Below are 14,319 nucleotides of genomic sequence, written 5' to 3' on the forward strand. Positions count from 1 at the left end.
GTCTTATTTTTTTTGGTCGAGGAACCTCGTTGAAGCTGTACTTCCTCGGACAATATCTGGACAGACCGGATTATCTCGCAAACGGTCGGATTTTCCGGATATAGGTCGAATTATCAGCACGGACAGGCGACTTTTCCAGATATAGGTCGGATTATCTGCACAAGTCTTGTTATTACTAATCTAACAAAATGGAATATTCCTCTTAATCTATGAAAATCTTCCCGGGATTCATTATTCCTTTCGGATCCAATGCCTGTTTGATCGTTTTCATCACTTCGTAAGCTCCTCCATGCTCCCTTCGCTGATACTTCGATTTTCCAAGTCCTACCCCATGTTCACCCGTACATGTACCGCCTTTGGTTAATGCATATTCGACGATTTCTTCATTTAACCTCTTCGCTTCTTTAACTTCTTCAGGATTTTTCAAATCGATCATGAACAATACGTGATAATTTCCGTCACCTACATGTCCTACAATCGCACCCTCCACTTTGGATTGTTCGACTTTCTTCCTTGTATCTAGTATGGCATTCGATAATTCATGAAGGGGCACACTTACGTCGGTCACCATCAGCTTCTTTCCAGGTGCGCTGTGAATGAATGCGTACGCAAGATTATGGCGCGCTTCCCATAAGGCATTCCGTGCTTTTGAATCGGTTTCAAACTGGATATCCCCACAGCCAAAATCACTTACGATTTCCTTGGCAAAATTGACGTCCTGTTCAAGTCCGGCAAAATTCCCATGAAACTCGAGGAATAAAGTTGGTTGGACATCATAGGATTTGTCCATGAATTGATTAACTTTTTTTATGGACTCGGCATCAACCAATTCAATTCGTGCAATCGGGATTCCAGCAAGCATGATCCCATTAACCGCAGATACTGCCTGTTCGACGGTTGGAAATGAAGCTCTCCCAGCCATTGTGACTTCAGGAATGCCGTATACCTTTAAAGTCAGTTCAGTAAATACACCTATCGTACCTTCAGAGCCGACAAACAAGCCATTCAAGTGAATGCCTGAAGATGATTTTGTCGCTAAACTTCCGGAATGAATCACTTCACCGTTTGCTAGAACCACTTCCAAATCCCTGACTTGATCACGCATTATCCCATATTTGACCGAGGTCGTCCCACTTGCATTCGTAGCTGCCATCCCTCCCAATGTAGCATCGGCACCAGGATCGACGGAAAAGAACAAACCGTATTTTTTTAATTCTTTATTGAGTTGCGTCCTTGTCACACCTGGTTGGACCTTCACAAGGAAATCATTTTCCCTGATTTCCAATATTTGATTCATCAAGGACAAGTCCAGGGAAATTCCCCCTTTGACTGGAACGACATGCCCCTCCAAACTTGATCCTAATCCAAAAGGAATGACCGGTATTTCATGCTCATTCGCATACCGCATGACTGCACTGACTTCCGCAGTATCCCTTGGATATATGACCATATCCGGTAAATGCGGAGTGTGGTAGGATTCATCATGGCTGTGCTGTTCCAATAAAGTTTCATTCACCGTTACTTGTTCTTCCGTCAGTATCTTCCTTAATTCCTCTATATAACCATTCATTATGCTGCCCCCTCTTTTTTTACTAAACATTCTGAAAATATTACACAAAATGAGATTGCCCGCTAATAGGCAATCCATCTTTCTTCACTTACTGAAACCTTTCGTTTTATCCGTGCAGGCCTTCATTGCTTGTAGAATGCTGGATCTTAGCTGATTCTCTTCTAAAGAAGCTACCGCAGCTATCGTTGAACCGCCCGGCGTGCAGACATCATCCTTTAAAGCAGCAGGATGTCTTTCCGTTTCGAGTACCATTTTAGCAGCTCCCATTACAGCTTGTGCTGCCATTCGGTATGCTTGTTTCCGTGGAATGCCATCACGGACCCCTCCATCAGCCAGCGCCTCGATGAACATGTATACATAAGCAGGCGACGAACCGCTGATGGCCGGTACTGAGTCCATCAAATCTTCATGGAGGATTTCCGTTTTACCGAAACTATTCAGCAGTGCAGTCACATCCTCTATATCAGCATCGGTAATTTCATCATTAATGCTCATGGCCGTCATGCCTTCACCGACAAGCGAAGGAGTGTTTGGCATCGTCCGGACAATCTTCACTTTTTTTCCAAAGCTGCTCTCAACTAAAGATATAGTGATCCCCGCTGCCATAGTGATGATCACAGCGTCTTCTTTCACATGATTCTTCACTTCTTCAAGCACTTGCTTATGCATGGCAGGTTGGATCCCTAAAAAGAGAAAATCGGCAAAACCGGCAACCTTTTTATTATCCAAAGTGCCTTTAACCTTGTATTTCGTGGTGATTTTAGTTTTGGTTTCCACACTCGCAGTACTGACCATGATTCCTTCTGGTGAAATGACCTCTGCAAGCAACATGCCCTCAAGCATTGCCTCACCCATTTTACCGCATCCAATAAACCCGATTTTTTTATTCATATCTTACACTTCCAATCATAAGTTCATCTATATTCCTTCTTATTTATTATATCGAATTTGATAAATGGAAACACGTTGGAGATATTAATCAGGAAGGAATTGGTGGTTTCTGGTCGAATTACTTAAGCGTTATGGATGAATCTTTATATCCACCTTTATGCAATTGAAATTTTCAGCGAAAAAACCGTTGACTAATTGGTCATTTCAGATTTATAATTTTGACCTATTAGTCACAAACGAATAAGGAATACAGTTCTAGGAATGGAGAAATCTTATGCAAATGGAAAAAAAAGCGGTCAATACCAAGCTAGTCTTAACAGGATTGATCATTGGAATGTTTTTCAGTTCATTGGAACAGACGATCGTCGGTACGGCCATGCCGACAATCATCGGGGAATTGAATGGTTTTACCATCTTTGCATGGGTGACGACTGCCTATTTAATAGCCTCAACGACTGTTGTACCCATTGTTGGAAAGCTATCTGATTTATATGGCAGACGTACCCTTTATCTGCTTGGTACGATCATTTTTACGATTGGTTCGTTTTTATGTGCCACAGCCACTTCGATGGAGCAATTGATCATCTATAGAGGGCTGCAGGGAATCGGCGGCGGAATGATCATGCCTTTATCCCAAACGATAATCGGCGATATATTCTCTGCCGAACAAAGAGCCAAATGGCAGGGTGTATTTGGAGCCCTTTTTGGTTTAAGTTCCGTCATTGGCCCTTTTCTGGGCGGCCTGATCGTTGACCATATCAGCTGGCATTGGATCTTTCTGATCAATGTACCGACGGGCTTACTATCTGCCATTTTGATTTATGTAGGATTGAAACACGAAGCCATAAGGAAAGCAGAGAAAGTGAATATCGATTATCTGGGGATTTTCACCTTGATTCCTGGTATTGTCCTGTTACTGCTGGGCTTGACCTTCGGTGGTGATAAATTCGAATGGTTATCACTAGAATCTCTCTTGATTTTCGGCAGCACCCTTGTCTTCATTGCCCTATTCATCATTTTTGAAAGAAGAGCAGTCGAACCGATCCTTGATTTATCCCTTTTTAAAAATAGAGTTTTTTCCACCACGAATATTTTGGGATTCTTGCTGGGCCTTGGCATGTTCGGGGCAATCATGTTCGTCCCGCTGTTCATGCAAGGCGTACTGGGAGTTTCACCAACAAAAGCGGGGTCGACCATGACTCCAATGATGATCGGTATGATTCTTTCCAGCATCATTGGAGGGCGGTTACTATTAAAATTCCGTTTTCGTACCGTGCTTACCTTTGGAATGGTCTTTGCAACGCTTGGCTTCTTCCTAATGAGCATGATGGACGGCAGTACGACTATATTCACTGCGTACTCATTCATGGCCATCCTTGGAATAGGTATGGGTCTTGTCATGCCGACATTGATGATTGCCGTTCAAAACGAATTTCCAAAATCCCAGCTAGGGTCGGTTACAGCGGCTTCGACATTCTTCCGATCTATAGGAGGAACGATGGGCATCACGATTTTGAACGCTGTCATGAATCACAATCTCCAGCAAAATATGGATGATGCGGTCGTAAGTCAAAAGGACCCTATATTGCATGAGGCACTGAAAGCATTAGCCGATAAAACGGATGCGTTATTCAACATCATGCTTTATCCGGAAAACCTTAAAATGCCGGCAGAAGTCAGCAATGTACTTGTAAAAACGATTGAAAATGCTTGGATCGATGCATTCTCCAGTGTTTTCATCACTGGTATCTTTTTTGTTTCCGCGGGGATATTAGTGGCACTTTCCGTGGGTTCAGGCCGAATCAAAAGAGATCAAGAAACTGAAAAAGAATTAGGCTAAATATGCTCGGGACCGGCTGATTTAATCAGCCGGCCTTTTTAAATCCCTTCATGTTTCTTTTTCATTGATAAGGGAATTTTACCTGTATGAGACTAAATGGAGTGATACTATGAACAAGATAAACCATTCAATTTTACCTGCGGATTTTTATCAGCAGCCCACGCTTGAACTGGCAAAATCCCTTCTTGGCTGCCTTATTGTAAAAGAAACAGCGGATGGCACCGCTTCTGGATTCATTGTTGAAACAGAGGCCTATATTGGACCTGGGGACAGGGCCGCACATAGTTTTGGAAATAGAAGGACAAAACGGACGGAAGTGATGTTCGGTAATTCCGGATTGATATATACATACGTCATGCACACACATACACTGGTCAATGTCGTAAGCGGAGGATCTGAAAATCCGGAGGCCATTTTAATCCGGGCGGTTGAACCTTATTCCGGGCTTGAGTTAATGCATGAAAGACGCGGAATTGCCGATATTCGTAAATGGACCGATGGACCTGGGAAGCTAACAAAGGCACTAGGCATCACCATGGATGATTATGGTCGATCTTTTACGGATCCCCCGCTATATCTTGCTGCCGGAAAAAAGCCTGAACACATATCCAGCGGGCCCCGCGTCGGAATCGACAACTCCGGGGAAGCAAAAGATTATCCTTGGCGTTTCTGGGTTACCGACAATCCGTTTATTTCCCGTAAAAACTTAATTAATAAAGTTGTACCGAAAAATAAACCATGATTTTATCTCCTCTAAGTGAACAGTGTAAATTCTGTGGATGTTACACAACTTTGAGGGGTTTTTACTTTGTCCGTAAGCATCCCGAAATATCAAAAGTCTTGAATGAAAGGATTAGGAAATAGCTTGGCATAGCCCAAAAGGAACAAGGTTTAAATTGAAGTAATACTTAATTTCTGCCAAACTTTTTCATTAGATTATTCAAATCCCCTCAATATCCCATAATTCAATTTCCATAATTTCCTTACCCATTCAACTTCCATCCTATTACCCCAGTAATAATAAATTGACTTCCTTCTTTTACGTACCTAATATAGTTAAGTCAGCAATATGGAAGGTGGTTTATGATGAACGTTCAGGCCCTTTTGCAAATGAATACAATTTTTATTAGTATCCTAATTGAATCCCTTCCCTTCATTTTACTGGGAGTCCTTATATCTGGAATCATCCAAATGTTTGTGTCAGAAGAGATGATTGCAAAAATTATTCCGAAAAATCCGATCTTATCTGTTCTATCCGCAATAGGTGCAGGAGTCTTTTTTCTTGCCTGCGAGTGCGGGATCGTCCCGATTACCCGCCGTTTGATCGCTAAAGGGGTTCCTCTTTCAGCGGCCATTGCCTTTATGCTTTCTGCACCCATTCTCAATCCGATCGTCCTGTTTTCCACCTATATAGCGTTTGGTAATAGCTGGAGCATGGTTTTCTATCGTGGCGGAATTGCATTCGTGGTCGTCCTGATTATTGCATGCATCCTGTCTTTTCAATTTAAGACAAATCAGCTTAAACAGGAACATATCGAACATATACATCACCATAAACTTACATTTAAAGACAAAATAACGGGGATGTTTAAACACTCGATTGAAGAGTTCTTTTCTGTTGGAAAATACTTAATCATTGGTGCACTGCTGGCAGCTGGCATTCAAACCTTTTTGAAAACATCCCTATTGCTTGAAATTGGGCAAGGAAAACTATCCGGGAATGCAGTCATGATGGCTTTGTCCTATGTCATGTCCTTGTGCTCCCAAGCGGACGCCTTTGTGGCAAGTTCTTTTAGAAGTACCTTCTCGCCCTCTTCACTAGTTGCTTTTCTTGTATTTGGTGCCATGTTTGATATTAAAAATACAATCATGCTTTTAGGTACCTTCAAAACAAAATTCGTTTTATGTTTGATGGCCTATATATTTATTTCCGTCTTAGGCCTAACTTTATTGTTTATTTCTTAAAGAGGGTGTTTTATATGGGAAGATTATTCATATTACTTGGACTTACTTTTTTATTCATGCATTTACACGCCTCAGGGAATATATCGAAATACATTAATATGGAATATTCATATGTTTCACAGATTGCTATCTATATACTGGCAATATTCACGTTAATGGGATCTTACTTATATTTTAAAGAAGATAATCAAGAAGAATGTGTTGATTATCAGTGCGGACATGATCACTCCCAGGAAAATAAGAAATGGAAAAGGAACCTTACTTACTTCCTATACTTCATTCCCATTTTAACCGGTCTCTTTTTGCCTGTTGCCACTATGGACTCTAATATTGTAGAAAAAAAAGGATTTCATTTCCCAGTATATGAAGACTCAGATGAATATAGCCAGCATCAATTTCTGCAGCCGGATACGAGTCTTTATTATGGCAAGGATGACTATTTAACTTTAATGGATAACTCTCTCAAAGGCTTGGTTGATCGTGATAGTCTTCAATTAACCGATGAAAACTATCTAAACGATTTAGAAGCCATCTATTACTCTCCTGGAAAGTTCACTGGCAAGCAAATAACGTTAACTGGATTTTCGTACAATTCAGATGAGCTAGCCAAAAACCAGGTATTCCTGTTTCGTTTTGGGGTCATTCACTGTGTAGCAGACTCTGGGGTATTCGGTATGCTAATCGAATTTCCTGAAGGAATGCATCCTAAAAATGATGAGTGGTATTCCGTGACAGGTGAATTGGAATCCATTTATTATCAGCCATTCAAGAAAACCATTCCCCTGCTCAAAGTATCATCACATAGTAAAATCGCTGAACCAGATGATCCCTACGTTTATAGACAATATTAAAAAATTCATCATGGAAAGGTAAGGATATTATATTATTCTTTCCTTTCTTTTTTATTACCTCAAAACTTCCATTTTATGAAATGCTCTTTTAGACTAGTTATCTCTTTATGCGAAATTAAAGATATGGGCCTTTTACTCCCCACTTGAATCCACTCGATGTGACAGATCTACAAAATAACCTGAAAAATGACGAAAAAGTTGAATTTTATTTATATGGATCATGTTTTTTATATGCCTTACCTTTATAATATAAATGCTACATATTTTTTTACCACATCAGGAGGAACTTTCCTAAATGAACAATTCGAAAAACTCTTTCATTCTTGCAGGAACTATTATAGGAACCCTTATCGCCGGTACCTCTGCTTATGCTGGTTCTTATCAAGTTAAATCAGGGGACACCCTTGATAAAATCTCTAAAGCTAATAATACAACTGTCCAACAATTAAAATCTCAAAACCATTTGACTAGTAACCTTATTTTTCCCGGCCAAGTCTTGAAGGTTAATACTAAAGCCCAGACAGATAAAAATATAGATAAAACCGAAAAATATGTGGTTAAATTGGGGGATACTTTATCTAAAATTGCTAAAAAATATAACCTTTCCCTTAGTGCCCTGCTTAAATTAAACACTGATATTTCTAATTCGGATCGCATTTATATAGGCCAATCCATCCGGGTTTCCGGACAAGCCCCTGCATCCAGCTCTACGGCTAAAAACAGTCATTCTAATGCTACATATACAGTCAAATCCGGGGACACCCTGGACAAAATTGCCAGAGTCAATAATATGACTATCCAACAATTAAAGTCTAAAAACCATTTGACTAGTAGCCTTATTTTTCCCGGCCAGGTCTTGAAGATTAATACTCTTACCAGCAATCCGGATAATAGTAAAAATACAACAGAAGTTTATGTGGTTAAATTAGGGGATTCCTTATCAACAATCGCTAAAAGATATAACCTTTCACTTAGTGCCTTACTTAAAATAAACCCTAATATTTCTAATTCGGATCGTATTCGTATAGGCCAAACCATCCGTGTTTCTGGGAAGGCCTCGGCATCTGCAATTAAAAAGCCGTCCAAATCGACCCAAGCGGATCAAGTTTTGGCAGCTGGCGCTAAATACATGGGAGCCAAGTATGTTTACGGTGCGAGCACTTCACGCACTGACGTATTTGATTGCTCTTCATTCACATTAAGGGCATTCCAAAGTGCAGGTGTTTCCTTGCCTCGAAATTCAGTGGCACAATCACACGTTGGTACAGCTGTATCTTCAAAATCCCTTCAAAAAGGGGATTTAGTATTTTTTGATACCAATAATGATGGTGTAATCAATCATGTGGGAATTTATGCCGGTAATGGTCAAATGCTGAATGCTTCTACATCTAAAGGTGTATCCTACGCTAACATTAACAATTCTTACTGGGGTCCTAGCTTTGTAAAGGCAGTCCGAGTTCTTAACTAAATAATGATATGCATTAAACAATTGTTGGCTAAAAAATTAACTCTATAGGCCTTGATAAAAGAGCAAAAAAAGCGTGTATTGATATACATCATACACGCTTTTTTTGCGTATTATAATGTCAAATAGCCGCCAACTGGTGTTATGGCTTATAACACTTCTCATCCTCACTCGCGCATTAACCTTTGCATCTCCATAATCGTATAATTGAGTTGTTTACTGATACGGACTCCTTCCAAGCTTGATAATTCCTTTCGTTCAGCTATTTCATCCTTCTTTTTTCTATGATAGGCCATCGTTTGTTGTAATAACCAGGCTTTTCTTAATAACATTTTCATCACCTGCCTGTTTTGTTAGATGTCTTTCCTGCATTTCCACTTGATTTTTATGGACTTTTTCTTCAATAAGATCTATGAACAGCTGATTATTGTTGAGATTTTCTTTATTCGACTCTATTAACCGTGCCAATGATACATTTTTACGCATTTTTGTGCCCCTTTATCTATAGAAATTGCCAAGCTTAAAAAAATGGTTTTCTCCACTTAGGAAAAATATATTCCCTATTACTTCGTGACATTTTCATAATACTCTTAATTTAAAAATTCCTGGTTTCAATTTTGAAATGACAGTGACCAATACTGGTATTGTCACTCTGAATATATCCTGTTTACTTTTTCAACTTGCCATTCTTGTCCTTGAAGGGGCCGTGTATATATAGTAAGTACAGTATCTACATTGCCAACAAAAAAAGGCCTTCATCACAGAAGACCTTTCAGACTGTAGACTAATTAGAAGAGCAAGTTTGCCTACAGTTTTTACTAAAAAAACATTCCAGCTTGATCTCAGAAATCCAATAAGGATTACAGTAAAAAACCACAAAGGTTAAACTAGTCATAATCAAGGTTCGGGATAAGACCAGCCTACAGTTTTTACTAAAAAACGTTCCAGCTGATTTCAGAAATCCGCTCCCTTTCCGCCGACTGGCTGCCAAGTATCCTCGCCTCAAGCATCTAGAGGGATCTCAACTAGCCAGTTATTCGGCAGGGATGTAGCAAATTTCTTCAATCCAATAAGGATTACAGTAAAAAACCATTAAGGGTAATCTAGTCTTGTTTTAAAATCATTGGCCGGGGGGAGATTCCGAACCTCATTTTTGTATTAATTTAGTTTTTCTTGCTTTTCAAGATACTGCCTCATTTTTTGCAAATAATCCGGTGCATCCATTTGATCTTTCACGACCAATTCTATAAGGCAAAGCTTATCGGCGTTCATGTCCTGAGCATTTGTAATGGCTTCATCCAGTTCACCATTCGTCTCGACTTTTGCTGTAAATGCCTCTTGACCAAACGCTTCAGCCAGTTTTGTATAATCCCACTCTGGTATCTCGTTGTATTTCTGTTTTTCTATATCGACTTTGACGTTTAGGAATTTTTCTATCGTGTACCCGTTATTGTTGAGAATAAACACGATGGGCTTGCAGCCGTTCTCAAGCATCGAGCTTATTTCCTGTGCTGTCAGCTGTATCGAGCCGTCTCCGGTAAACAAAAGAACACGCCGGTTTCTATCCGCTATACAAGCACCGAAAGCTGCGGGCGTCGCATATCCGATGCTTTGCCAGCCTCCCTGAGCTATATAGGTCGCCCCTTTCGGCAACCTGACTTGTGACATGCCATAAGAGAATGTTCCTGTTTCCGTGACCACAATGTCATTTCCCTTCAACATTTGCTGAATTCGAGGATAATAGGAAGCCGCTTCCAGTGGTGCTGATGGGTCTTCCACCATTGTGTCATATGGAAACGAGATGTTTCCGACAGATCCGTTCTGCCGGTAGCCAATGTCCTGGAGGGCATTTAGAATCTCCTCTGCCCTGACATTCATATAACTGGCTTCTCCCACTTTTAATATGTCAGGTTGAATTTCCACCATTTTCAACGGGTTAAGCTTTGCTGTACCTTTGGAAGTATTGACGTCTGACCAAACAGCACCAACGGCTATTATGAAATCCGCTTCTTCTACAGTCTGAGTTACATCCATACTTCCGAAAGCTCCGCCGTATACACCAATATACTGGGGATGGCTCTCATCAAACCCACTTTTTCCCTGCATTAACGAAGCAACTGGAATATTTAACCTCTCAGCGAGCTGCAGTACGGGTTTCTGCAGGTTATAACGAAGTGTTTTCACGTCGACAAGCAGAACCGCTTTGTTTACATGTTTTAACATACCTTTTATATGTTCCACTGCTGATTGCAACGCATCGATATTCGTTTTGGCCACATTTTCAGAAATCTCATTATGAGAAAGCAACGGTTTTTCAACAAGATCGATAGCCACTACCAAATAAACGGGCTTTTTCTTTTCTTTAGCGATTCTGATTGCAGCCGGTATCTCCCTATCTGCGTTTTCTGGTGTAAGAATCGCCGTATAACTGGTGATATGCTCATAAACCTTACGGAAAACATCAAAATCTCCGTCCATTAACGTATGATGGGCAAGCTCCTTCTCCTGTTGCATCATGGACTTTGGCGAGCCGACAATATGTATGAGCGGCACATTTTCACTGTACGCGCCAGCGATTGCATTACATGCGCTCATTTCACCGACACCAAAGGTGGTGATGAGTGCCGACATGCCCTTCACCCGGGCATAAGCGTCCGCTGCGTATCCAGCATTTAGTTCATTTCGTCCATTAATAAACTCAATCCCATCGTAATCTTCCAAAGTATCTAGCAATGAGAAATTATAGTCTCCGGGCACACCAAAAATCTCTGTAATGCCTTCTGCTTTTAAGCAGTCGTATAAATATTGTCCCAAAGTTCTGTTTCCAGCCAAGTCAATCACTCCTTCATTCGATTACTCTCTACTTTATTTATACCCAAACATAAGCAGGTTAATCGTATAAGTATCCATATACTTAATGGGTTTAGCTACTCTATTACTCTAGTTTTAGCTTTGATGAATGAAGTGAGTGTCATGATCCCATACATGGAATCTTATTAAAAATGATTCAAATACAAATCAAAATATCTGAAAATTCTTGATTCCACCTCTATTTTTGATTTATATTTGAATCACCGGAACAGTGGATAAGGGGGAAAATGATGAGTGATAACAATGTCAAAAGAGTTTTGGAATGCATCATCAACACATCCAATAACAATATTACCGTGACCGATGAAAAAGGATTCATTTTATTCACGAATCCTAACCATTGGTGGATATATGGAATCGAACCAGACCATTATCTGGGGAAATCCGTTTTCCAGCTCGAAACGGAAGGAATCCTTTCACCTTCGATTTCCGCCATGGTATTGAAAGAGAAAACACCTGTCCAGATCATGCAGCATACGAAGACGGGAAAAATCGTCATGTCGACTGCCTTTCCCATCTTCGATGATGATGGTGAATTGATTCGTGTCGTCAGTTATGCCCAAGATCAAACTGAAATCAGGAACCTCCAGGATCAGTACGGTCAATTGGAGAAAAAGATTCAAGAATACCAATCGGAGGTCGAGGAACTTAGGGAACAGGAGGAGCTGATCTATCGCAGCAAGGAAATGCGGCAAATCGCCAAAACGGTACACCGTGTTTCCAAAACGGATGCAACCGTCATGCTCCTTGGGGAATCCGGTGTGGGAAAGAGCGTCTTCGCCCGCAGGCTACATAATCAGAGTTACCGCAGCAAAGAACCATTCATCGAAGTCAATTGCAGTACCATCCCAGAAAGTCTCTTTGAATCTGAAATGTTTGGATACGAAGCGGGGTCCTTCACCGGTGCGCAAAAGCAGGGGAAACAAGGGCTGGTAGAACAAGCAGATAACGGAACCTTATTTCTCGATGAAATCGGGGAGCTTCCCCTGGATATGCAAGTGAAATTATTAAATGTCCTGCAAGAGAAGACTTTTAAAAGAGTGGGTGGAAAAAAAGAGCATAAGATAGATTTTCGACTTGTAACGGCAACCAATCAAAACCTTGAGGAAATGGTGGAAAAGGGAACATTCAGGCTCGATTTATATTACCGCTTAAATGTAATTCCCATCCAAATACCGCCATTACGAGAAAGAAAAGAAGATATTGCCATCTTAATCAATCATAATCTCGAAATCATCAACAAGAAATACAAGTCAGATAAGAAATTGCACCCTTCCACTTACGAAATTCTGATTCAGCATAAATGGTCAGGAAACGTGCGTGAATTGGAAAACCTGATTGAACGGCTCATTTTGACCTCGGAAGACTCCATCATTTTCCCTGGCTTTCTCCCCTCCCATTTGCATGGACAGGAATCTTTAGAGAAAATAGATGATACCTTAATGATCGACGATATGATGGTTGATGATCGTGATCTCAATACCGCGCTCGAACAAGTGGAAAAATGGATGATGATGAAAGCGAGTAAACAATGTAAGTCCACATATGAAATGGCTAAATTCTTAGGGATCAGCCAGCCTTCCGTCGTCAGGAAAATGAAGAAATATAAAGGTCATCTACCCATTAAGTAAAAGAATATTTTACTGAAATCTCCCCTTTTGAGTATGTAAAAATAGGAGACCTTCACATGAAGGTCTCCTATTTCTTACTTATTTGACACACCTGCAGATTCAAATGTTGCCATTTCTTTAATGACCAATGTCGCTGCCTTAAGGATGGGGTATGACAGTGCGGCCCCTGTTCCTTCCCCGATTCTCATTCCCAGGTCGAGGATCGGCTCCTTGCCAAGCAGTTCTATGGCGGTTTTATGACCCGGTTCTGCAGAGCGATGTCCAACAAACATATAATCGGCTGCACGTCCGGAAATCAAGTTTGCCAACACAGCAGCCGTGGTTGTAATAAAACCATCAACGAGAATGGGTATACGGTTATTAGCTGCAGCAAGCATGGCCCCTGCCATACCTGCAATTTCGAATCCACCGATATTCATCAAAATATTGATTGGATCATCAGGATTAGGATTTCTTAATGAAATAGCTTCTTCAATTATTTTTCGCTTATGTAAAATGCCTTCTGACTTCAATCCTGTTCCCTGCCCCACTAGTGATTCGACGCTTTTCCCGCTTACGATGGAGATGATGGCGGTACTGGAAGTCGTATTTCCTATTCCCATTTCACCAAGAATCAAGCAGTTCGCTCCACGGGCAATCATTTTCTGTGCACGGTCATATCCAATTTCAAGCGCTTGAATCACTTCTTCCTTTGTCATTGCCTCTTCCTTATAAAAGTTTCTAGTTCCATTGCGGACTTTTCTCGAAGTTAATCCCGGTGCTTCGATATCTGCATCGATCCCTATATCGACAATGTCCAAGTAAGCATCTATCGCTCGGCTTAATACATTTATGGCAGCACCGTCATTCAGGAAATTGAGTGCCATTTGTTCCGTCACTTCTTTTGGATAAGCCGAAACCCCTTCTTCCGTAATTCCATGATCGGCTGCAAACACGATCACCCCCGGTTTCGAAATGTCCGGAAATGCCTCTCCTGTCATCTTGGCCAGTTCAATTATCCATTCTTCAAGCCGTCCTAGGCTTCCCTGAGGAACCGTAAGCGAATCGACATGGCCTTTAACCTGCCGTCCCATTTCTTCATCCAACATCGGGATGGAGATGGCAGCTAACCCATTCGTCATATTAATACCCCCCACAATCCAAAATAAAAAACCTTATCCATCGGAAAAGGTTCTTAACCATCATCTGCTATAAATACAACTTAGTCCATATAATTATCCTTTTAGCTCTCACTT

11 protein-coding genes are annotated in these 14,319 nt (G+C 40.9%); 6 read left to right on the top strand and 5 right to left on the bottom strand.

Features of this window, described 5'->3' with window-relative positions; translation table 11 throughout:
- Positions 1-202: 202 nt before the first annotated feature.
- The gene (locus BS1321_RS07735) at positions 203-1,570 is read right to left on the bottom strand and encodes an FAD-binding oxidoreductase (protein ID WP_063235626.1); all 1,368 of its coding nucleotides are present in this window, start codon (positions 1,568-1,570) and stop codon (positions 203-205) included.
- A gap of 84 nt (positions 1,571-1,654) precedes the next feature.
- Positions 1,655-2,461 carry a pyrroline-5-carboxylate reductase gene (gene proC, locus BS1321_RS07740; RefSeq protein WP_063235625.1) on the bottom strand — a complete coding sequence of 269 codons (807 nt, stop codon included), beginning with the start codon at positions 2,459-2,461 and terminating at the stop codon, positions 1,655-1,657.
- Between the two features lie 274 nt (positions 2,462-2,735).
- On the opposite strand from proC, the gene BS1321_RS07745 reads away from it, so the two are divergent.
- The 5 genes from BS1321_RS07745 (at position 2,736) to BS1321_RS07765 (ending at position 8,585) form a co-directional block, all read left to right on the top strand.
- Complete coding sequence (locus BS1321_RS07745) at positions 2,736-4,301, top strand: MDR family MFS transporter (RefSeq protein WP_063235624.1); 1,566 nt, start codon at positions 2,736-2,738, stop codon at positions 4,299-4,301.
- 109 nt (positions 4,302-4,410) lie between these two features.
- Positions 4,411-5,043, top strand: coding sequence for a DNA-3-methyladenine glycosylase (locus tag BS1321_RS07750; RefSeq protein ID WP_063235623.1), 633 nt, complete (start codon positions 4,411-4,413; stop codon positions 5,041-5,043).
- A gap of 341 nt (positions 5,044-5,384) precedes the next feature.
- Positions 5,385-6,266, top strand: a complete 882-nt coding sequence (locus BS1321_RS07755; RefSeq protein ID WP_375781817.1) for a permease — start codon at positions 5,385-5,387, stop codon at positions 6,264-6,266.
- Between the two features lie 14 nt (positions 6,267-6,280).
- A complete protein-coding gene (locus BS1321_RS07760) occupies positions 6,281-7,117 on the top strand; it encodes a TIGR03943 family putative permease subunit (RefSeq protein ID WP_063235621.1) in 837 nt (278 codons plus the stop codon).
- Between the two features lie 295 nt (positions 7,118-7,412).
- Entirely contained in the window at positions 7,413-8,585 is a 1,173-nt protein-coding gene (locus BS1321_RS07765) for a C40 family peptidase (protein ID WP_081113067.1), read from the top strand.
- Between the two features lie 279 nt (positions 8,586-8,864).
- Here the strand turns inward: BS1321_RS07765 and BS1321_RS07770 are convergent, their stop codons facing one another.
- Both BS1321_RS07770 and BS1321_RS07775 read right to left on the bottom strand, forming a co-directional pair.
- The gene (locus BS1321_RS07770; protein ID WP_063235620.1) at positions 8,865-9,068 is read right to left on the bottom strand and encodes a hypothetical protein; all 204 of its coding nucleotides are present in this window, start codon (positions 9,066-9,068) and stop codon (positions 8,865-8,867) included.
- Between the two features lie 672 nt (positions 9,069-9,740).
- A complete protein-coding gene (locus BS1321_RS07775) occupies positions 9,741-11,423 on the bottom strand; it encodes an alpha-keto acid decarboxylase family protein (protein ID WP_063235619.1) in 1,683 nt (560 codons plus the stop codon).
- 260 nt (positions 11,424-11,683) lie between these two features.
- Here BS1321_RS07775 and BS1321_RS07780 point away from each other — a divergent pair, with 260 nt between their 5' ends.
- The gene (locus BS1321_RS07780) at positions 11,684-13,084 is read left to right on the top strand and encodes a sigma-54 interaction domain-containing protein (protein WP_375781452.1); all 1,401 of its coding nucleotides are present in this window, start codon (positions 11,684-11,686) and stop codon (positions 13,082-13,084) included.
- A gap of 74 nt (positions 13,085-13,158) precedes the next feature.
- Here the strand turns inward: BS1321_RS07780 and cobT are convergent, their stop codons facing one another.
- A complete protein-coding gene (cobT, locus tag BS1321_RS07785; protein ID WP_081113066.1) occupies positions 13,159-14,205 on the bottom strand; it encodes a nicotinate-nucleotide--dimethylbenzimidazole phosphoribosyltransferase in 1,047 nt (348 codons plus the stop codon).
- Positions 14,206-14,319 lie beyond the last annotated feature (114 nt).

This window comes from Peribacillus simplex NBRC 15720 = DSM 1321 (assembly GCF_002243645.1).
Classification (GTDB): Bacteria; Bacillota; Bacilli; order Bacillales; family DSM-1321; genus Peribacillus; species Peribacillus simplex.

Coding starts and splice junctions, on each gene's coding strand:
- BS1321_RS07755 (WP_375781817.1), top strand. CDS start 5,385: ATGATGAACGTTCAGGCCCTTTTGCAAATGAATACAATTTTTATTAGT.
- BS1321_RS07770 (WP_063235620.1), bottom strand. CDS start 9,068: ATGCGTAAAAATGTATCATTGGCACGGTTAATAGAGTCGAATAAAGAA.
- BS1321_RS07760 (WP_063235621.1), top strand. CDS start 6,281: ATGGGAAGATTATTCATATTACTTGGACTTACTTTTTTATTCATGCAT.
- BS1321_RS07745 (WP_063235624.1), top strand. CDS start 2,736: ATGCAAATGGAAAAAAAAGCGGTCAATACCAAGCTAGTCTTAACAGGA.
- BS1321_RS07750 (WP_063235623.1), top strand. CDS start 4,411: ATGAACAAGATAAACCATTCAATTTTACCTGCGGATTTTTATCAGCAG.
- BS1321_RS07765 (WP_081113067.1), top strand. CDS start 7,413: ATGAACAATTCGAAAAACTCTTTCATTCTTGCAGGAACTATTATAGGA.
- cobT (WP_081113066.1), bottom strand. CDS start 14,205: ATGACGAATGGGTTAGCTGCCATCTCCATCCCGATGTTGGATGAAGAA.
- proC (WP_063235625.1), bottom strand. CDS start 2,461: ATGAATAAAAAAATCGGGTTTATTGGATGCGGTAAAATGGGTGAGGCA.
- BS1321_RS07780 (WP_375781452.1), top strand. CDS start 11,684: ATGAGTGATAACAATGTCAAAAGAGTTTTGGAATGCATCATCAACACA.
- BS1321_RS07735 (WP_063235626.1), bottom strand. CDS start 1,570: ATGAATGGTTATATAGAGGAATTAAGGAAGATACTGACGGAAGAACAA.